Raw genomic sequence first — 21,179 nt, 5'->3', positions numbered from 1 at the left:
CACTCCTTTTTAGTAAACGAAACCGTATTGTTTTAGCTCACGTATTGTTCGGGAGAGCGGCAAGCCCACCACGGAGAAATAGTCTCCTTCAATTTTTTTAACTAGCGCAGCACCGAGACCTTGAATTCCATAAGAACCAGCCTTATCCATAGGCTCTCCTGACTCTACGTACTGTACGATTTCATCTTGTTCAATCGGCCAAAACTCTACATCTGTTTGTTCATAAAACGTATGAACTTTTGCATTTGATACGAACGCTACTCCAGTTAATACCTGATGTTTTTGACCTGACAGCATCGTAAGTGTTTCAATCGCTTCTTGTTTCGTTTTTGGCTTTCCTAAAATACGATTGCCATATACGACAACTGTATCGGCACCTAGGACAATATCCTCTTTATGATGCGAAGCGACGTCCACTGCTTTTTGCCTAGCTAAATCCATTACTACCTCGGACGGAGTGTATAATGGATTGACGATTTCTTCAATTGTACTAACGTGAACGGTAAAGGGAATGTGAAGCTGCTGAAGTAATTCTTTTCGACGAGGAGAGCCTGAGGCTAAAATTAATGTTTGTTTCATACATCTCACCTTTGCATTTTGATTTAAAAAAGAAGGACACACCGTTATTTTAGCAATTTCATCTCCAAATGACAATAAACAAGTGAGGCAGCATTACACTACCTCACTTGTTAAGACGTTACAAGGCTTTCATACTGCTGAAGAGCTTTTAACACGTATCGCTGAGCAAGCCAAGCATCTTTACTGCTTTTATTGTCTTCATATGAAGAAAGAGAAGCAGCAGCTTTTTGAAGGGTGCTCACCATGGTTTTAATGTCTTCATTTGACGCTTCTTTCTGAACTTTTGTCAGCTCTTTTTTCAGAGATTTGATATCGGCTACCCGCTGTCCTTCAATCGCTTTAACAGATTGATCTAAGAGATTAGCCATAAACGGCTGCGCTGTGGTTATAACCGTTTGATCTTTTTTCCCTAATTCGCTAGTGGGCTTAATTTCATAAGACTTTACATATACATCTTTACCTTGTTGTTTATACGCTTTACTAAGTGCGTTCGCTTTTTCTTCTCCAGTGGCAGCACCAACGACAAGAGAATAGGTTTTAGGTGAAAAGATCTCGCCTGCTTCGTTCTCTTCTTTCCATTTATCCATTGCTTTATTTGCAGCAGTTTTTGATGAAAAAGCACCTGCTTGAACAATGTAAAAGGAAAAAGGTTCTAAAGTAGAAACAGCAGCTGATGTCCCCTTCGATTCCTGTTCGTTTTTCTTTTCAGCTTTACCAACACTTTCAGTGGCAGACGCTGTTTGAGAAGTTTTTTCTTCTTTCGTTTGCTCACTTGTTTGTGCTTTGCTTACAGGCTGTTCGCTTCCTGTCATCATTTTCACACCAACCATACCGATGCCGCTGCCTATTCCAACTGCTAGCAGTACAATCACAGCTGTTCGTTTGATCACACCGCCGTTTACCGTTTTAATCGAAACATTTTTAGGATGTAATCGCGGCTTTTTCTTTTTTTCATTTCTTACATCTTCAATAAATACCACTTTATTTTCTTCCACATGAGAATCTTTGGATGCCGGCTCCGGAAGAACCCATGTAAATTCGTCTTTTTCTGGCGCTTGTTCTTCCTTCTCATCCTTGGATTGACCATTGATTTTAATTGAAATTTTTCGTTCCTGCTTGTCCACTTCCCCACCGCCTTTAGTTAACGTAGTCTTAATACCGGTTGCAAGCTGAGGTAAACCGACATAAAACATACACTTTTTTCCATGCTATCATAGAAGAAAAAAAAAATAACAAGACATTTGTCGTCTTGTTACAAAAGGTTTTCGCTATTTAGTTACAGAAATTTCAAATTTGTCGAAGATTTGAAGCTCAATAAAAATAGTTGCTAACATACCAATCTATCAATTCGTTTCCATGAAAATAAGCAGCGATTGTCCCTATAAAAATAAAAGGAACGAAAGGAATTGGTACACCTACCTTTGCCTTTTTCATTAATAACGCTCCTATGCTAACGGTTCCGCCTATTAATATAGCTAAAAAAAGCGATAGCAAAACAAGCTTTACTCCAAGCACAATACCAATCAAACCATACAATTTAATATCTCCTTCTCCAAGGCCTCCTCTGCTGAGAAATGCGACTAGAAAGAGGAGAAAAAATGCTATTCCTCCTCCCATTAAGGAATCACTCCACGAAGTTAAAGGAATGAAAAGACGCTCAAGAAGAAAGATAGGCAAAAAGAAAAGCAGTACCTTATTTGGGACAATCATATAAGCTATATCTGAGACAACTATAATTGTTAAAAAAGAAACAAAGGTTAATATGACAATCAGTTCTAACGTCATATTCAACCTAAAAAAAGCATATACAAATAAACTTCCTGTCGAAAATTCTACGAACGGGTAGATGAAGGAGATTTTTTTGCGACACATACTACATTTTCCTGCATTTTTAATGTAGGAGACTATGGGAATTAACTGTTGTGGAGAAAGAACGTATAAACAGTGTGGACAATGAGATCTTGGAGATAAAATAGATTTTTTCTGAGGAATTCTAAGGCCTGCTACATTATAAAATGAACCTAGAGTGAGACCTGAAACAAATAGATAAAGGTAAATTAAACTCATACGACTCCTTCCATTTCAGGGGTACAGAATACTAACTGTAGATTTTCTTTTGAATGAGGCAATGTATCTTTTCCTTTTAAATAGCTGCCAATAAACGGAATGAGAAAAGCTGCTAGAAGACCTATTATGATAACCAGTATGATCACTTGCATTAGAGAAAGTCCTTTATTCTTCGTGGACAGTTTATCCATTTCCACACCTCTCCTTTATTGATTAGTATCAAACAGCTCCTTGATTAATACACTGAATCATAATACCCATAAAAGTCATATTCTGTATGCCTCCTTCCTTAAAACACACCTTTTATAGGTAATAAGGATTATACCACTAAAAAACAATAACAGCATAAAAAAAACGTCTGCAAAAGCAGACGTTTTTTAATAGTAAGGAGCCATAAATAAGTAGACAATTACACCTGTAAGACTTACATAAAGCCAGATTGGCATTGTCCATCGCACAATTTTTTTATGTTTTTCAACTTGCATTGTCCATCCCCACACAAGTGCAAACAGTGCCAGCGGAACAATAATCGCTGCTAGGAAACTGTGTGTGATCAAAATAAAGAAGTAAATGGGACGAACGATTCCTTCTCCACCGAACGTGGCTGTTTCTGTGGAGATGTAGTGGAACGTTAAATATGAAACTAAAAAGAGCAGTGTGGAAGTGAATGCTGCTAAAATAAAACCTTTATGAGCATTAATATTTTTCCTGAAAATTGAAATCAACGCTGCAACTAAAAAAATAAACGTAAAACTATTCAAAATAGCATTTAACCGTGGAAAGATAGTCAAATCAAAACTTACTTTTCCTTGATAGCCAATATTCGAAAAGAATAGCAGTAAAATAATAACATTCGCTATCACTGAAAAGGTAAGAATAATACCGGTAAAGTTTTTATTACTTTTCGGTACAATTTTTTCATTATTCTTACTCATGTTAACAATCTCCTTATTTAGTGATGTACATGTTTATTATATATCACTTACCTAGGGGGTGAAAGTGACAATACTTTGAACTTAGTGCTTACTTATTATCCCTATCCCTTCCTTACATTGTGTTAAAAGCAGCAAGATTCCACTTGCTGCTTTTGCTCATTTGAGAAGAAAAGCCCGCACTTCTGATATAAAATACAGAGACCCTGTAATCACGACCATGTCTTGTTCACCTGTCGCCTTTTCCTTTACGTAAGCAATTGCTTTTTTCCAATTCTCGTCCATATGCTTATTATGATGAGTACTCATCTCATAAAGCTCTGCGGCTGTGCGAGCACGAGGAAAGTCAAACGACGTAAATGTAATACTTGCAGCGATTGTTTCAAGTTCTTGGACCATTCGATCAGCGCTTTTATCATTTAAGCAGCTGAAAACTAAATGAATGTTTCGACCTTCATAATGAAGGCGTAAAGTAGATAACAAGCTATCAATGCCTTCTGCATTATGAGCCCCATCAATAATCGTTAAGGGATGCTCATTTACTATCTCAAAGCGGCCGTTCCACTTTGTATGCTGAATCCCTTTTATCATTTGCTCTTTGGAGATAGAAAGCTTTTTCTTTTCTTTTAAATAACAAACGGCCATGAGAGCCAAAGCTGCATTTTTAACTTGATGATAGCCAAGCATATTTAATTGCAAGTGTTTAAATGTGCTATACGGCGTTTTTAACGTAAAGCCTTCTCCATTTGCTAAGGGCTCATAGTTTTCAATTTTAAATTCTTTTCCTAACACAAATAACGGAGCCTGCTTCGAATTTGCCTCTTCTGTAATGACGTCAAGCGCCTTTACCTGCTCGGCACCCGTAATAATAGGGACTTCTTTTTTAATAATCCCCGCTTTTTCTGCTGCAATTTCTTCTACCGTATCACCTAGTATCGCCATGTGATCAAATCCAATGTTTGTAATAACACTCACCATAGGACTCACAACGTTTGTTGAATCATATCGTCCCCCAAGACCTGTTTCAAACACAGCATAGTCAACTGAATCATGATAGCCGAAATAAAGAAAAGCCATGATTGTAATCACTTCAAATTCCGTTGCTGACCCTAAGTCCGTATGTTCTAGTCGCTCCACTACAGGCTTTACTTCCTGAACAAGAGCGGTCATTGCTTCATTTGAAATAGGCTGTCCATTCACGCTAATCCGCTCATTAAATGTTTCGATATAAGGGGAAGTAAACGTTCCAACTTTATACCCTGCTTCTTCTAACATGTTTCGCAAATAAGAAACAGTAGAACCTTTACCATTCGTCCCAGCAACATGAATAGCATTTATATTTTGCTGCGGAAAATCAAGCTGCTCTAGCATCCATTCCATTCGTTCTAACCCCGGCTTGATTCCAAAGCGAAGTCTGTTATGAATCCAATCAAGCGCTTCTTCATATGTCGTTATCATCTTTTATTCACCTTTCTTTTCCATCGCTATTATTATGTAAAGAAAAAGCGTCGCTATACAAGCCACGCTTTTTCTGTTCATTCATTAACCCATTGATTATCCGCGTAATTCAGCAATACGAGACTGAACAGCTTCACGTTTTTCAACGTAATCTTGCTCTTTTGCACGCTCTTCTTCTACTACTTTAGCAGGCGCTTTTGCAATAAAGCCTTGGTTGTTTAATTTCTTTTGTACACGTTCTACTTCTTTGTTTAACTTGTCGTATTCTTTTTCTAAACGTGCGATCTCTTCTTCGATATTAATTAAACCTTCAAGAGGTAAAATTAATTCTGCTCCTGTTACAACAGCACTCATCGCTTTTTCATCTAATGAAACATCGGTTGAAATCACAAGCTCACTTGGATTACAGAAACGTTCTACATACGCACGGTTCTTTTCAAGCTGGCTTTGAATATTTTCATCTTTAGCTTTAATAAATAATTTTACTTGTTTGCTCATCGGCGTGTTCACTTCAGCACGAATATTACGAACAGCACGGATAATATCTACAAGTAAACGCATATCGTTAGCAGCTTCTTTATCCGAAAGCTCAGCGCGTACTTCCGGCCATTTAGCTACTGTAATTGATTCGCCTTCATGCGGCAAGCTTTGCCAAATTTCCTCAGTAATAAACGGCATGAATGGATGTAAAAGTCGCATTGTGTTATCAAGTACATAAGCTAAAATTGAGCGTGTTGTCTTTTTAGCTGCTTCATCTTCTGCGTAAAGAGGAAGTTTAGCCATTTCAATGTACCAATCGCAGAAATCATCCCAAATAAAGTTATAGAGAATGCGTCCAACTTCACCGAATTCATATTTGTCAGCTAATTTTGTTACGTGCTCAATCGTCTCATTTAAGCGCGTTAAAATCCATTTATCGGCAACGGATTTTTCGCCTGATAAATCAAGCTCTTCAAATGTGATGCCATCCATGTTCATTAATGCAAAACGAGAAGCATTCCAAATTTTATTTGCAAAGTTCCACGTCGCTTCGACTTTTTCAAAGCTGAAGCGTAAATCTTGTCCCGGTGAGCTTCCTGTAGATAAGAAGTAGCGAAGAGAATCCGCACCGTATTTCTCGATTACTTCCATTGGATCTACGCCGTTACCAAGTGATTTACTCATTTTACGACCTTCAGCATCTCGGACAAGACCGTGAATCAGTACATCGTCAAACGGACGTTTACCCGTAAATTCAAGACCTTGGAAAATCATACGAGATACCCAGAAGAAGATAATGTCGTAGCCTGTTACAAGCACATTTGTTGGGTAGTAGCGTTTGAAATCAGCTGCATCCACATCCGGCCAGCCCATTGTTGAGAACGGCCATAGCGCTGAGCTGAACCATGTGTCTAATACATCTGAATCCTGTTCCCAGTTTTCGATATCTGCTGGAGCCTCATGATCTACGTATACCTCTCCAGTTTCTTTGTGATACCAAGCTGGAATGCGGTGTCCCCACCAAAGCTGACGCGAAATACACCAGTCGCGAATATTTTCCATCCAGTGTAAGTATGTCTTTTCAAAACGGTCAGGTACAAAGTTTACTTTTTCTTCTTGTTTTTGAAGATCTACTGCTTTATCTGCTAACGGCTGCATTTTTACAAACCATTGAGTTGATAAATAAGGTTCAACAACGGCACCGCTTCGTTCACTGTGACCTACTGAATGCATGTGGTCTTCAATGTTGAACAATACGCCGTCTTCTTGAAGGTCTTTAACAATTTGCTTACGACAAGCAAAACGATCCATTCCTTCATATTTACCTGCTTTGTCATTCATCGTACCGTCTTGATTCATCACTAAAATACGCTCTAAATTATGACGGTTTCCAATTTCAAAATCGTTCGGGTCATGAGCAGGCGTAATTTTTACCGCACCAGAACCGAATTCCATATCAACATAATCATCGCCTACGATAGGAATTTCACGCCCTACAATCGGAAGGACAACCTTTTTGCCGATTAAGTGCTTATAGCGATCATCTTCAGGGTGAACAGCTACAGCCGTATCTCCTAGCATCGTTTCAGGACGAGTTGTTGCGATTTCAATATGTCCAGAACCATCTGCCAACGGATAGCGCATATGATAAAACGCACCTTGTACATCTTTGTAAATAACCTCGATGTCTGAAAGAGCTGTTTTTGTAGCTGGATCCCAGTTAATAATATATTCTCCGCGATAGATTAACCCTTTTTTGTAAAGCGTTACGAATACTTCGCGCACTGCTTTAGAAAGGCCTTCATCAAGCGTGAAGCGCTCGCGTGAATAGTCTAAGCCAAGTCCTAGCTTCGACCACTGCTGGCGAATAAAGCTTGCATATTCTTCTTTCCATTTCCATGTTTCGGCTACAAAATTTTCGCGGCCTAGATCGTAGCGGCTTTTCCCTTCGCTGCGAAGCTTTTCTTCTACTTTTGCCTGCGTTGCAATCCCCGCATGGTCCATGCCAGGAAGCCATAAAACGTCATAGCCTTGCATGCGCTTCATACGCGTTAAGATGTCTTGTAACGTTGTATCCCAAGCGTGGCCTAAATGCAGCTTGCCCGTTACGTTTGGGGGTGGAATTACAATTGTATATGGCTCTTTTTCAGGATCATTTGTTGCTTCAAAAAACTTCCCGTCTAACCAATACTGATAACGATTTTCTTCAACGGCTTTTGGATCATACTTCGTTGGAAGAGTCACTTCTTTTTCAGACATAATGTATACCTCCATAATATAAAGTTTCAGTCTTTAGAAACTGTGTAAAGCTTTTATAAACATAAAAAAACTCCTTTCCTAATAAAAGGACGAAAGGAGTTGATTTCGCGGTACCACCTTTTTTTATAGACCTATCCCGTTTGATAAGCCTATACACTTCATTTCATAACGGTTGATTAACCGGCTTTTTCTACTGAGCTATGCAGCTGTTCAAAAAAGCTACTCATAGGCGACATTCCGAGTGCACATTCTTAAGAAATCTCACAGCAGCTGATTTCTCTCTCTGAAAGACGAACATCCCGTACTCTTCCTATTCACTGTATTTATGTATGAAATTCTCTTAATTATACTATATGAAAAAATGTTGAATCGTCAATAATCTTCTCCACTTTTTTACGATTATATTCATAATTTTTTTGTTCTGCTCTTTATTTTTTCATTCACTCGCTAATTTTGGAAATAAAATGAAGAGTCCGCTCAAAAAAATGGCACCATTTCTTTCTTTTTTCATATACTTACTTTAACCTGGGCACGTGGATTGAAAGGGGCATGTACAAATGAAGAAACGAATAAATGTAAATTCGTATCAGCTGCAGCGGTGGCTCAAAACAGCAGGAGCGGCTTGTGGACAGTTTATCGTTCCTTTAACAATTTTTCAAGGTATACGTACACTATTTTTCCCTACAACCTTTGATGTACTGTTGTTGGCACTGCTTGCCATACTAGCGGTTGCTTTATATTCGGACTGGATTTAAAAACCCAAGCGCTATTCGTTCGCTTGGGCTTGTGCAGCTGCTTCCGCTGCCATTTTTTTTTGCTGATCTACTTCAAATATTTTAATATTGAGCTGTTCAATGTTTTTCGTCAGCCAGTATGCTCGAATAAATGACTGCATATGTTCAAGCTCTGTTTTACTTTCTTTATGCTGCCTATATTGAACGATACACTGATACAAGGGTTCTGGAAACGCCAAATAACTGTGTAAAAGCAGCCGTTCCTCTTCTCTGAGAGCAAAATGTTTTTCATACGTACTAAACCACTCATAGCTGTCATAGGTAGTTACTGGGTATGTGCGAAGAGTACGGAAATAAAATGAGACCAAATCATAAATCGGTGAAGCATCTTTTGCATGTTCAAAATTAATAAAAAAACCATTTCCCCGTTCGTCATAGATAAAATGTTTAGCCGATAGCTTTCCATGAGACGTAACCAGCCGGATCTTTTCCTTTTCTTCCATTTCATCGTTCCACTGATCGAGCTTTCCAAAACCAAATTCAAGCGCTCTTGTCATTTCATAATAAAATGTACAGTAGTGCAATTCAAACGGGGACATATAAACTTTCTTCTCGCATTCTACTACGTACTGCTTCAGCTCTTCCTGACGTTTTTCCCACGTTTCTTTCATCGATGTATAATGATTTTCTATATCTTCTTTTTTCACTTCTACTTCCTGCGCCGAAGCGCCGTGAAGCTTAGCAAGCTCTTGAAATAATTTATGATATCGAATATCACGCTCTTCGGTCGGATTATTTGGGAGCCACGGCATTAAGTAATACGAGCCGCTTTCATCTGAAACAATGGGCTGAGAACGCTTCGTCTGATAAATAGGGACAAATCCCATCCATCCTTTTTGATACACGTTCTGCAGCTTTTGAATGAAGTTTTGATTTCGTTCTTGATGATTCGCCATTTCTTTAAGCGCAAACACGCCGGTTTTCGTATAGACTTTTTTTACTTTTCCGTAGTCTTCGATAAAGTCAACATCTAAGTCATATTCTTTTAACAATACTTTATAGTCTGCTACTGTCCGCTGCATCTATATTCTCCTTCCTCGTAAAAAATAAAGAAAACAGTTAAGACATTATATGCGTCAAAACTGTTTTCTTTCCGACTTTAACGAACGGGAATATTTAAGATGCTTCCTTCTTCCAGCTCATATTCATCTTCTAAATTATTTACTCGTAAAATGTTTTGTACATTCGTATTATAGCGGTTTGCTATCGTATCAAGCGAATCTCCGTCTTGAACAATACAAAGCTTCCAAGTTGAAAAAGCTTCTTCTTCCCGCGAAAAGAGCTTTGTTAAATAAAGGGCGTTTTCATTTCGGCCGCTTTCATTTTCTTCTTTCCGAAATTCAACAATAATCTTTTCCTCTTCTTGTTCAGCTTCTTCTTGCTCAGCCTCTTGTTGAACGTCAGCATACGTATTCAATTCACTAGCTTGCGATTCTTCGAAGCTTTCTTGCTCTTGACGAAGCTGAAACAGTTCAATCACATTGTCTTCTCTTTCTTCCTCGATTTGGGCCTCTTTTTTCACTTCGACTTCAAATGGTTCATATGCTTCCTCTTCATATTCCACGACCGGCTCAGCACGAGATTCTTTTTTAAATACAGATGAAAAATAACTAGGGGTCTCTTCTGAATGCTCTTCTTCTGAATGCTCTTCTTCAATAGCCTCTGCTTCTAAAAGTGCGGGAGCTTCACGATAGCTTACGTCAAACTCTTGTTCTTCTTCTTGAGCAACGTTTTCAGTATATACCTCTTCATCATCGTCCACTTCTTCATAGGAGACGATGTGCTGTTCCTCCGAAAACTCTTCCTCTTCTTCTCGTTCTTCATGCTGTTCGTACAATCCTGTGATGGACAAGTCAGCCATTAGCTGCAGCTGATTTGTGCCTGGCAATTCATAATCAAATAAATCAATAGATACATATACGTCTTCAATACTTTGAATACGATTTTTAGGAATGGTAATATCAACAGGAAATTGATGTGATAATTCAGCCGTTCCGTCTTCACGGACAGAGATAGATTGCACTTGATTCTCATTTGTATATTCGCGTAACGAGTGCTCTCCCTCGTACGTTTCGTATTCACCTGTTAATTGTAATGCTCCTCGAATAGACACGTATTGGTCATATTCTTGAATAGATACTTGAGGCTCTAAGGAGATAGACAAAAGTTGTGAGACTTCCTGTCCTTTTTGAAACCATACTGATTCTTCTACGGAAAAACGCAGACATGATAAATTATCCTGCGACAAATTGTTCTCCCCCTTCCAACACCCGCCAGGTAATAGCGCGGTCATTAAAGATGTATGAACAAATAAATTAAAATATGTCTTTAAAACTAAAAAAGCTTACGGAATCCTCCGTAAGCCTTGATATAAAAGTCAATCTTATTTAGCTGTTTATCCACGTAACTTCGAAAAAGCTTTTTCAGCTGCTGCAATTGTATGTGCAATGTCTGCATCTGTATGAGAAGTTGATAAAAACATTCCTTCGAATTGAGAAGGAGGTAAAAATACGCCTTCATTAGCCATTTCACGATAGTAAGCTGCAAAATAATCTAAATTCGATGTTTTCGCTGTTTCGTAATTTATTACCTGTTCGTTTGTAAAGAAGAAACCAATCATTGAACCAGCTCGGTTTACGGTAAACGGCACATCATATTTTTCAGCTGCTGCCATCAATCCTTCTTCTAAGCGATCTGCTTTACGAATGAACTCATCGTAGGATTGAGGTGTCAGCTGCGTTAACGTCTCGTATCCAGCTGTCATCGCAAGCGGATTACCTGATAATGTACCTGCTTGATAAATCGGGCCGCTTGGTGCAACTCGCTCCATAATTTCAGCTTTACCACCGTAAGCACCTACTGGTAAACCACCACCGATTACTTTTCCTAAGCAAGTTAAGTCAGGAGTAATATTGTAGTATCCCTGTGCACAGTTGTACGCTACGCGGAACCCTGTCATTACTTCATCAAAAATGAGCAGTGAGCCATATTCTGATGTGATATCACGAAGCCCTTGTAAGAAACCTGGCTGAGGGGGTACCACACCCATATTTCCTGCTACCGGTTCAACGATTACTCCGGCAATGTCATCTCCGAATTCTTTAAAAGCATATTGTACGCTTTCTAGATCATTGTACGGCACTGTAATCGTGTTTTTAGCGATTCCTTCAGGCACTCCCGGGCTATCTGGTAGGCCTAACGTTGCAACGCCTGATCCAGCTTTAATTAGAAGAGAGTCACCGTGCCCGTGGTAACAGCCTTCAAATTTTAAAATTTTGTTGCGACCCGTATAGCCACGTGCTAAACGCAGTGCGCTCATCGTTGCTTCCGTACCTGAACTCACCATACGGACGATTTCGATTGAAGGAACGCGCTCAATCACAACCTTAGCAAGCTCATTTTCAATTAATGTTGGTGCACCAAAGCTTGTACCAGATTCCGTTACTTTTTTGACTGCTTCAACTACTTGATCGTTGGAATGTCCGTGAATTAAAGGTCCCCATGATAAGACGTAGTCAATATATTTGTTGCCGTCAATATCGTAAATCGTAGCGCCTTTTCCTCGTTCCATAAAAATAGGATCCATATCTACTGATTTAAATGCACGAACAGGACTGTTTACTCCACCCGGCATTAATTGCTGCGCTTCTAAAAAAGCTGCTTTTGACTTTTCATAACTTCTCATGTGTAAGCCTCCTTAATTACTTGTCAGATAACCAGCGTGCTGCGTCTTTAGCATGATACGTTACAATTAAATCCGCTCCTGCACGCTTCATGCTAATTAATTTTTCAAGAACAATCTCTTTTTCATTTACCCAGCCGTTTTGAGCTGCCGCTTTAATCATCGAATATTCACCACTCACATTATAAGCCACTACCGGTAAATTAAATGTATTTTTCACATCGCGCATAATATCTAAATAAGATAGAGCTGGTTTTACAATTAAGAAATCTGCTCCTTCTTCTACATCAGATTCTGCTTCTCGAAGTGCTTCTAAGCGATTGGCTGGGTCCATTTGATATGTTTTACGGTCTCCAAATTGAGGAGAAGAATGCGCTGCATCGCGGAATGGTCCGTAAAAAGCAGATGCATATTTAACAGCATAAGACATCACAGGCACATCTTCAAATCCAGCTTCGTCTAGACCATGGCGAATAGCTGCCACAAAACCGTCCATCATGTTTGAAGGCGCAATAATATCCGCTCCTGCTTTAGCTTGACTAACCGCTGTACGCGCTAATAAGTCAAGGCTAGGATCGTTTAAGATTTTTCCGTCTTCAATTACACCACAGTGGCCATGATCTGTGTATTGACATAAGCATGTATCTGCGATAACAACAAAGTCTGGAAAATTTTCTTTAATTTGACGAATACCTTTTTGAACAATTCCCTGGTCATGGTATGCCTGTGAGCCGACCGCATCTTTTTCAGCGGGAACACCAAATACCATAGCTGACTTGATTCCTAAATCGACTAACTCTTGGATTTCATCATTCAAGTAGTCTAAAGAAATTTGATCCACACCTGGCATTGATTTTACAGCATTTCTTTTTTGTTCACCTTCTACAATAAAAATAGGATATATAAAGTCTTCAGGATGTAAATGTGTTTCACGTACAAGCGCACGCATATTTACAGAATTACGAAGACGACGATGACGTGTAAATTGTAAATCTTTCATGTTAAAATCCTCCTTTATTATTCAAAACAACTAACCAACATATCTATCATACCATTTATTGTGTATGTGTTAGGAACAAGATGCTTAATTCCATATTCGCTCGCTGTCTGACTGGTAATAGGACCGATGCAAACAACTTTGGTTCTATTTATAAGCTCAAGCCAATTCGGAATATCTTTAATTGACTCGACAAAAAATTTCACTGTAGAAGAACTTGTAAAAGTAATGGCATCAATTCCTGTTTCTAAATGTTGCTTAACCAAGCGTTCAGAGTCTTGATTTCGAATGGTCTGATATACAACTAAATCCGTTACCTCACACTCTTTTAAGCCATCTTTTAAAACAGAGCGGGCTAATTGTCCTCGTACAAGGAGAACTCGCTCGTGATGTGACACATTTGCTTTTAACGACTCAAGAAGTGATTCCGCCACGTATTCTTTTGGAACAAGTTGCACGTTAACATCATGTTTTTCTAGCAATTTTGCGGTTTTTTCTCCAACCGCAGCCACTTTTAATCTTTTTAAAGCACTCCAACTGATATTTAACTCTTTTAGCCATTCAAAGAAAAAAGAAATGCCGTTTTGACTTGTAAAAACAATCCAATCAAAACAGTCAATTGACAGCAGGACCTCTTCCACTTCTTTTTCATTGTTAGAACGTGCGAACGTGAGGACTGGTAAGCTTAAAGGTATGCCTCCAAGCTTTTTAATCTGTGCTGCAAATGAATGAGCCTGCTTCGCTTCTCTTGTAATCAAAACTGTTTTCAAAAAAAGAGGAGCCTCATGACTCATTATTTGTCCAGCTCCTCTTTTACACGGTCAATTAAAAGCTTAGCTCCTTGAGATGTTAAGCGCTCAGCAGCTTCTGAACCGATAGCAACGGGGTCTTTTCCCGTAATTTGCTCTTTGTAAATCGTTTTGCCATCAGGAGACGCGACTAGCGACGTTAGCTCAATGTTTCCGCCGTCCAATATACGCCCATAACCCGCAATCGGCACTTGGCATCCGCCTTCCATCTCTTTTAAAAATACGCGTTCAGCTCTAACAGCACGAGCGGTTTCATCATGATTTAGAGCTTGAAGAAGCGATAATAATTCATGGTCATTTTCTCGGCATTCGATAGCTAAAGCTCCTTGTCCTACAGCGGGAACGCTTATTTCCGGCTCTAGGTACTGAGTGACCGTATCTCTCGACCAGCCCATACGAGATAACCCTGCAGCTGCCAAGATAATCGCATCGTAATCTTCATTTTTTAATTTCTCTAGGCGTGTGTCGATATTTCCTCGAATCCATTTAATTTCGATATCTGAACGCATAGATAGAAGCTGTGCCCCTCGACGCAAGCTGCTTGTCCCAATCACAGCACCACTTGGTAGCTCCTCAAATCGTTCACCATTTTTTGAAATAAGCGCATCACGATGATCTTCTCGTAAAGGAATACATCCAATCGTTAATCCTTCTGGCAAAACAGCTGGCATATCTTTCATACTATGAACGGCCATATCAATTTCTTCATCTAACATGGCTTGTTCAATTTCTTTTACAAAAAGACCTTTACCGCCTACTTTGGACAGCGTTACATTTAAAATTTGGTCCCCTTTTGTAACCATTTCTTTAATTTCAAACTCAAAAGGAAGACCTTGTTTTTTTAACTGTTCAATGACCCACTTGGTCTGTGTTAACGCAAGTTTGCTTCGACGAGAGCCGACAATAATTTTTCGCATGTTGTCCTCCTAATTACGAACCCCAAAAGTGAAAATTCGATAAACTGCCAAATAAAAAGAAATTAATAAGTAAGACTAAGAACAATCCAATATTCCACATTGCGATTGCCTTTCCTTGAATACCTCTACGCAGTCTAGCATACAAGTAAGCGCTGTATGCAACAAACATTAAAAATGAACCTAACACTTTTGTATCGTACCAATGAAAATCTACGTATTTAATATAAGCCCATATGATTCCTAAGATTAACGAAAGCAATAACAGCGGTACACCAATTAAAATTAATACATAGGACATGTAATCTAGCTTTGTTAAATCTTCAATTCTTAGCAAGCGCTTGCCCCACTTCTTCTTTTTCAATAAATTATACTGAACAAGATACAGAGCGGAAAAAACAAAAGAGACTGAAAAAGCGCCGTAAGATAAAATAGCCATGGTAATATGAATGATTAATAATTCTGACACAAGGCGCTCCGACTGGACAGCAGTGTATGTTTCAAGTGGAGCAAACGTATGAATAGCCATAATTAAGAAACCAATCACATTTGTAAAAAATACCATAAAATCAACGCGAAACAGGCGATTAATCACAAGTGAAAGAGTAATTAAGACCCACGCGTAAAAATACAGCCCTTCAGAAACGGTAAGAATAGGAAACCTTCCCGTCTCAAACATTCGTAAAATTAAAAAGGCTGTTTGCAAAACCCACACAATAGAAAGTAACCAGAAGGCTATCGAGTTTGCCTTCCGGTTATTTTGTACAAAATCAATAAAATATAATAAAACGCTCACCGCGTATAAAATCACAATCAATTCATAGATTCTGGTTAATTCCATATCAACCATTATTCAATCCTCACTTAAGACTGATAAGCTACTGAATGAGACGTAATCGATGTATGAAGCTGCTCTTCTTTTTCTTTTTGCAAAGCAACTTCCTGTTCAATATTAAAAATCTTCATGAACAGCTCTAAAGACTCTTCAGCATGTTTCTCTCCAGCCAATTCTTTCGCGTATAAAATTGGATCGCGAAGAAGTTGATTAATTATACTTTTTGTATGTTTATTTAAAACTTTGCGCTCACGCTCAGATAAATCTGGGAGCTTACGATCAATGCTTTTCATCGTTTCAGCTTGAATGGTAAGTGCTTTTTGACGAAGTGCAGAAATAACAGGCACAACGCCTAATGTACCAAGCCAAGACTTGAAAGCAACAATTTCAGCTTCAAGCATAATTTCAATTTCATCCGCAGCTTTTTGACGCTCTTGCAAATTGGTTTCTACAATCCCGTTTAAATCGTCGATATCATATAAAAAGACCGTCTCTAGCTCATCTAGTTCTGGATCTAAGTCACGTGGAACGGCGATGTCTACCATAAACAATGGACGACCTTTACGCGTACGCTCGGCTTCACTCATCATTTGTTTCGTTACTACATAGTCATTAGCCCCTGTTGAACTAATTAAGATATCTGCTTCGCTTAAAGCATGTTGAAGATCAGCAAATGGTTTGGCTTCTCCAGAAAAACGGTTTGCTAGCTCTTGTGCCTTTTCAAATGTTCGATTCACTACCGTTACTTTTTTAGCTCCGCTGCCATATAAATTCTGTACGGCAAGCTGACCCATTTTTCCCGCACCAAGAATCAACACATGTTTGGACGATAAATCTCCAAAAATCTTTTTAGCAAGCTCTACGGCTGCATAGCTGACAGAAACTGCATTTGCACCAATTTCTGTTTCATGATGAGCTTTTTTGGCTAATGTCACAGCTTGTTTAAACAGCTGATTAAAAACCGTTCCAATTGTTTCTTCTTCTTGAGCAAGCAAAAAGCTTGAACGCACTTGTCCAAGAATTTGTGTTTCACCAATCACCATTGAATCTAACCCACATGCTACTCGGTATAAATGTTCGATGGCTCCATCATTTTCATAGATGGTTAAATAAGGCGAAAACTCTTCTTTATCTATTCCGAACCATTCAGCTAAAAATGCTTTTACATAATAACGGCCCGTGTGTAATTGATCAACAACAGCATAAATTTCCGTACGATTGCATGTTGAAACAATGATGTTTTCCAAAATACTTTTTTGGCCGCTTAACGTTTTCATGGCAGATGCTAGTTCTTGCTCATTAAAACTAAGCTTTTCTCTTATTTCAACAGGGGCTGTTCGAAAGTTTAAGCCGACTGCTATAATATGCATTTGTACATACCCCCTATAATTGAAATGTGCTTATTTATCCGAATTTGACGGGCAGTAACCCCTAAATTCCCAAAGAGCTACAGTGAGATAACTGCCCGTAAAATCCGACGTTCTTCATTCTACTATTCGTAAAAAGCGGCGTACATTACACAGGTGTAAGCTTCGCCTTATCTCTAACTATTATAACATGTTCTATAAGTCATTCGAAAAAAAAATGTGAACAGTCTTTGAAAACATGTGTTAAGATATTAACTGTTATTCCGTAATAAATTGTATCAAAAAAGCAGCGTTTTATCACGTTTTCTGTTTTGAAACACCTGGAGGTTACTATGAAAAAGCAATCAATGTTTTTTGGTGTCTTACTAGTTGGATTTGGAATCTTTTTCTTACTGAATGAACTACATATGAGCATTGCAGCAAAGGTATACACGTGGCCTGTACTGTTAATTTTAATAGGAGCAGCCCTGTTAACTGAGTCTGCTTTATCTCAAGATCATTCAAACTTGCTTGCAAGCTACATATTAATCACTTTAGGTATTCATTTCTATGTAAGTGAACAAATTCCCTTTTGGCCTACGAATATTAGCATGGTCGTTTTTATGGTGGCCATTAGCTTTTTACTTAGTGCTAGAAAAGCCAAATCAGGCTTTTTCCAAGGCGGCACCCTTTTAATTATTTCCATTTTAATGATGTTTTCAGACCGTCTTAAACTATTTTTGCCAAAAGTTGAAGACGGCGTAAATTATTTAACAACCTTCTGGCCTATTTTATTGTTACTAGTTGGGCTATATTTATTATTTTTCAAACGAAAGTAATCTATGTAAACAAGTTAAAAAAATGGAACGTTTGACTCACTTCCTGTTAGAGTGATGATAAACGTTCCATTTTTTTAGCTTCTATTCCTTTGTTTAGTGAGTCATGCGATACTGCAAAGATTTCCACGCTTTATCTTTTCCTTCACCTGTTTCAGATGAGAAATGAATTAATTCATCATTTGGATCCAAGTCCAGCGTTTCTCTCACTACTTTTAAGTGCTTTTGCCATTTTCCTTTAGGAATTTTATCAGCTTTCGTCGCGATAACCATAACGGGAAGGTCATGGTGCTTCAAAAACTCATACATCATAACGTCATCCTTTGAAGGTGCATGGCGTAGATCAACAATCATTAACACAGCTTTAAGCTGCTCACGATTTGTTAAATACGTTTCAATCATTTTCCCCCATGCTTCACGCTCTTTTTTAGACACTTTTGCAAATCCGTAGCCAGGTACGTCTACAAAGTGAAGGATTTCATTAATTAAAAAGAAGTTAAGCGTTTGAGTTTTTCCAGGCTTAGACGACGTACGCGCTAAGCTTTTGCGATTGAGCATCTTATTAATAAAAGATGATTTTCCTACATTTGAACGGCCTGCTAACGCAAACTCTGGCAGGTTTTCTTTAGGATATTGTTCAGGGCGTACAGCACTGATGACAATATCGGCTTGAGTTACTTTCATTTTACCTCTCCTACTAGCGCATGTTCCAATACTTGGTCCACATGTGACACAAGAACGATGTCTAATTCCTCTTGTACACTGTCAGGGATATCTTCAATATCACGTTCATTATCATGAGGGATTAATATTTTAGTTAATCCGGCACGATGTGCACTAAGTGACTTTTCTTTTAAACCGCCGATTGGTAATACGCGACCTCTTAGTGTAATTTCTCCTGTCATTCCTACTTCTCTACGCACCGGTTTACCCGTTAGTGCTGATACTAGAGCAGTGGCAATGGTAATTCCTGCAGAAGGTCCATCCTTTGGTACAGCTCCTTCTGGAACATGGATATGAATATCATGTTTTTCATAAAACTTTTCATCAATTCCTAGTTTCTCTGCATTTGAACGCACGTAGCTAAATGCTGCCTGAGCTGATTCTTTCATCACGTCTCCAAGCTTTCCAGTTAGCACTAGTCTTCCTTTACCAGGGGACAAGCTTACTTCAATGGCTAGCGTGTCTCCTCCTACAGTTGTGTAAGCAAGACCTGTAGCAACGCCGACTTGATCTTCCGTCTCAGCCTGTCCGTAACGGAACCTAGGCTTACCAAGGAATTCTTCAAGCGTTTTGGCCGTCACCACCACGCGTTTTTTCTCGCCAGAGACTACGATACGAGCTGCTTTTCGACAAATGGAAGCAATTTCGCGTTCAAGGTTACGAACACCAGCTTCTCTCGTATATAAACGGATGATTGCTGTTAATGCGTCATCACGAATCTGCAAATTGCCCTTTTGCAATCCGTGATTTTCTAGCTGGCGCAGCAATAGGTGACGCTTCGCGATTTCAAGCTTTTCCAGCTCCGTGTAACCAGCAATTTGAATAATTTCCATTCGATCGCGCAGCGGCCCTGGAATCGTAGCTAAGTTATTAGCTGTAGCCACGAACATCACTTTTGATAAATCATACGTTTCTTCTATATAGTGATCGCTAAAATTATGGTTTTGTTCAGGATCCAATACTTCTAACAAAGCAGAAGATGGGTCTCCACGGAAATCATTTGACATTTTATCGATTTCATCAAGCAGAAATACCGGATTAATCGTTCCCGCTTTTTTCATTCCTTGAATAATGCGTCCAGGCATAGCTCCCACGTACGTGCGACGATGACCGCGGATTTCTGACTCATCTCTCACGCCGCCTAGAGACACTCGTACAAAATGACGATCTAGAGACGTAGCAATTGAACGGGCTAGGGATGTTTTCCCTACGCCAGGAGGTCCTGCTAAACATAAAATAGGACCTTTAAGAGATTTTGTCAACTGCTGCACAGCTAGATATTCTAATACGCGTTCCTTCACTTTTTCAAGGCCATAGTGCTCATCGTTCAGCACTTGTTCAGCATTATGAATATTGAGCGTATCTTCCGTTTCATTTGTCCAAGGTAGCGCAATCAACCACTCGATATAATTTCGAATGACTGAGCTTTCAGCGGAGGTAGCAGGAATTTTTTCATAGCGATCCAATTCTTTAAACGCCACTTGTTTGACGTGGTCCGTCATCCCACTTGCTTCAATTTTTTCGCGAAGTGTTGCTACCTCTCCCGTCTTTCCTTCTTTGTCTCCAAGCTCTTTTTGAATCGCCTTCATTTGCTCACGAAGATAATACTCTTTCTGAGTGCGTTCCATTGATTTCTTTACACGCTGTCCAATTTTTTTCTCCAGCTGCAAAACTTCTTGCTCGTCTTGAATATGAGAAATGATCGTATTTAATCTTTCTTTCACATCAGTTATTTCTAAAATTTCTTGTTTAAGCTGAATTTTTATTGGTAAATGAGAGGCTACAATATCCGCTAATCTTCCTGGTTCTTCAATATCGCTTACGGTTGAAAGAGTTTCAACGGACACCTTTTTGGAAAGTTTTATGTATTGTTCGAAATAGTCTAAAAGCGTGCGCATCAGCGCTTTATCTTCTACATCAACCTGATGTTCTTCGTTTTGCTTTTCCACGTGCACAACAAAATATTCTTCACTGTCTTCAAATTCTGTAACGGTTACGCGATTTAGTCCTTCTACTAAGACGCGCATCGTTCCATTTGGCAACTTTAGCATTTGTTTAATTTTTGCTAACGTACCGGTTCTATATAAATCCTCTTTTGTTGGTTCATCGATACCCATATCTTTTTGTGATACTAAACAAACTAAGTGATCATCCATCATTGCTTTTTCTAATGCTTGCACAGATTTATCTCGCCCAACATCTAAATGAAGCACCATTGTCGGATAGACGATCAAACCTCGTAAAGGCAATAGCGGCATTGTCAATTTTTCTTTTTCTGCCATGCAATGAACACCTCCAATGCTCGTCAATTAAAGTATGTAAAGTGTGAATTCTTTTAACAATTTTATCTCATTTGTATACACATGTCTAACAATAGTAATTACTAATTGTACCATGAGAAAGAATTAAAAGGCAAAATATATCTTTTTAAGCTCTTTTCATAAAAAAACGCCTTTTTCGTTGGCTGT

General features: G+C 38.8%; 19 protein-coding genes and 1 other annotated feature. Of the genes, 2 read left to right on the top strand and 17 right to left on the bottom strand.

The window, feature by feature from the left end; all coding sequences use genetic code 11:
* Positions 1–9 precede the first annotated feature (9 nt).
* From AC0C45_RS01250 to AC0C45_RS01220, 7 genes are all read right to left on the bottom strand, one after another.
* Positions 10–579 carry a Maf family protein gene (locus AC0C45_RS01250; RefSeq protein WP_034648762.1) on the bottom strand — a complete coding sequence of 190 codons (570 nt, stop codon included), beginning with the start codon at positions 577–579 and terminating at the stop codon, positions 10–12.
* Between the two features lie 110 nt (positions 580–689).
* The gene (locus AC0C45_RS01245) at positions 690–1,772 is read right to left on the bottom strand and encodes an SPOR domain-containing protein (protein ID WP_171776586.1); all 1,083 of its coding nucleotides are present in this window, start codon (positions 1,770–1,772) and stop codon (positions 690–692) included.
* A 118-nt stretch (positions 1,773–1,890) separates the two neighbouring features.
* Positions 1,891–2,646: a prepilin peptidase gene (locus AC0C45_RS01240; RefSeq protein ID WP_026106707.1), complete on the bottom strand. Its 756-nt coding sequence runs from the start codon at positions 2,644–2,646 to the stop codon at positions 1,891–1,893.
* Positions 2,643–2,837 (bottom strand): hypothetical protein, encoded by a 195-nt coding sequence (locus AC0C45_RS01235; RefSeq protein ID WP_047932168.1) that lies wholly within the window; start codon positions 2,835–2,837, stop codon positions 2,643–2,645. Before AC0C45_RS01235 ends, AC0C45_RS01240 begins: the two co-directional genes overlap by 4 nt.
* A gap of 186 nt (positions 2,838–3,023) precedes the next feature.
* Positions 3,024–3,581: a DUF420 domain-containing protein gene (locus AC0C45_RS01230; protein ID WP_013059351.1), complete on the bottom strand. Its 558-nt coding sequence runs from the start codon at positions 3,579–3,581 to the stop codon at positions 3,024–3,026.
* A 156-nt stretch (positions 3,582–3,737) separates the two neighbouring features.
* The gene (locus tag AC0C45_RS01225) at positions 3,738–5,036 is read right to left on the bottom strand and encodes a bifunctional folylpolyglutamate synthase/dihydrofolate synthase (protein ID WP_237893006.1); all 1,299 of its coding nucleotides are present in this window, start codon (positions 5,034–5,036) and stop codon (positions 3,738–3,740) included.
* Positions 5,037–5,132: 96 nt separating this feature from the next.
* Positions 5,133–7,775: a valine--tRNA ligase gene (locus AC0C45_RS01220; protein ID WP_016765658.1), complete on the bottom strand. Its 2,643-nt coding sequence runs from the start codon at positions 7,773–7,775 to the stop codon at positions 5,133–5,135.
* 82 nt (positions 7,776–7,857) lie between these two features.
* Positions 7,858–8,102 (bottom strand) — a binding site (T-box leader).
* A 230-nt stretch (positions 8,103–8,332) separates the two neighbouring features.
* On the opposite strand from AC0C45_RS01220, the gene AC0C45_RS01215 reads away from it, so the two are divergent.
* Complete coding sequence (locus AC0C45_RS01215) at positions 8,333–8,530, top strand: hypothetical protein (RefSeq protein ID WP_013059354.1); 198 nt, start codon at positions 8,333–8,335, stop codon at positions 8,528–8,530.
* An 11-nt stretch (positions 8,531–8,541) separates the two neighbouring features.
* On the opposite strand, the gene ysxE is transcribed toward AC0C45_RS01215, so the two are convergent.
* The 8 genes from ysxE to hemA form a co-directional block, all read right to left on the bottom strand.
* Complete coding sequence (ysxE, locus tag AC0C45_RS01210; protein ID WP_013085128.1) at positions 8,542–9,591, bottom strand: spore coat protein YsxE; 1,050 nt, start codon at positions 9,589–9,591, stop codon at positions 8,542–8,544.
* A gap of 77 nt (positions 9,592–9,668) precedes the next feature.
* Positions 9,669–10,817 (bottom strand): stage VI sporulation protein D, encoded by a 1,149-nt coding sequence (spoVID, locus tag AC0C45_RS01205; RefSeq protein WP_280168734.1) that lies wholly within the window; start codon positions 10,815–10,817, stop codon positions 9,669–9,671.
* Positions 10,818–10,964: 147 nt separating this feature from the next.
* The gene (gene hemL, locus AC0C45_RS01200) at positions 10,965–12,254 is read right to left on the bottom strand and encodes a glutamate-1-semialdehyde 2,1-aminomutase (RefSeq protein WP_237893007.1); all 1,290 of its coding nucleotides are present in this window, start codon (positions 12,252–12,254) and stop codon (positions 10,965–10,967) included.
* A 16-nt stretch (positions 12,255–12,270) separates the two neighbouring features.
* Positions 12,271–13,251, bottom strand: coding sequence for a porphobilinogen synthase (hemB, locus tag AC0C45_RS01195; RefSeq protein WP_171776583.1), 981 nt, complete (start codon positions 13,249–13,251; stop codon positions 12,271–12,273).
* 17 nt (positions 13,252–13,268) lie between these two features.
* The gene (locus AC0C45_RS01190) at positions 13,269–14,042 is read right to left on the bottom strand and encodes a uroporphyrinogen-III synthase (RefSeq protein ID WP_016765661.1); all 774 of its coding nucleotides are present in this window, start codon (positions 14,040–14,042) and stop codon (positions 13,269–13,271) included.
* Positions 14,042–14,974 carry a hydroxymethylbilane synthase gene (hemC, locus tag AC0C45_RS01185; protein ID WP_016765662.1) on the bottom strand — a complete coding sequence of 311 codons (933 nt, stop codon included), beginning with the start codon at positions 14,972–14,974 and terminating at the stop codon, positions 14,042–14,044. The genes AC0C45_RS01190 and hemC overlap by 1 nt, the downstream gene beginning before the upstream one ends.
* A gap of 13 nt (positions 14,975–14,987) precedes the next feature.
* Positions 14,988–15,821 (bottom strand): cytochrome C assembly family protein, encoded by an 834-nt coding sequence (locus AC0C45_RS01180; RefSeq protein WP_013059361.1) that lies wholly within the window; start codon positions 15,819–15,821, stop codon positions 14,988–14,990.
* Positions 15,822–15,835: 14 nt separating this feature from the next.
* Complete coding sequence (gene hemA, locus AC0C45_RS01175; protein WP_034648743.1) at positions 15,836–17,176, bottom strand: glutamyl-tRNA reductase; 1,341 nt, start codon at positions 17,174–17,176, stop codon at positions 15,836–15,838.
* Between the two features lie 329 nt (positions 17,177–17,505).
* Here hemA and AC0C45_RS01170 point away from each other — a divergent pair, with 329 nt between their 5' ends.
* Positions 17,506–17,991 (top strand): LiaF transmembrane domain-containing protein, encoded by a 486-nt coding sequence (locus tag AC0C45_RS01170; protein ID WP_047932173.1) that lies wholly within the window; start codon positions 17,506–17,508, stop codon positions 17,989–17,991.
* A gap of 93 nt (positions 17,992–18,084) precedes the next feature.
* Here the strand turns inward: AC0C45_RS01170 and yihA are convergent, their stop codons facing one another.
* Together yihA and lon are read right to left on the bottom strand one after the other, a co-directional pair.
* On the bottom strand, positions 18,085–18,672 hold the full coding sequence (gene yihA / locus AC0C45_RS01165) for a ribosome biogenesis GTP-binding protein YihA/YsxC (protein ID WP_013059364.1): 588 nt from the start codon (positions 18,670–18,672) through the stop codon (positions 18,085–18,087).
* On the bottom strand, positions 18,669–20,993 hold the full coding sequence (lon, locus tag AC0C45_RS01160) for an endopeptidase La (RefSeq protein ID WP_016765665.1): 2,325 nt from the start codon (positions 20,991–20,993) through the stop codon (positions 18,669–18,671). The genes yihA and lon overlap by 4 nt, the downstream gene beginning before the upstream one ends.
* Positions 20,994–21,179: the final 186 nt, after the last annotated feature.

This window comes from Priestia sp. VA7 (genome assembly GCF_055710015.1).
Note: the sequence above shows the minus strand (reverse complement) of the source record. Positions and strands in the feature narration are given on the sequence as shown.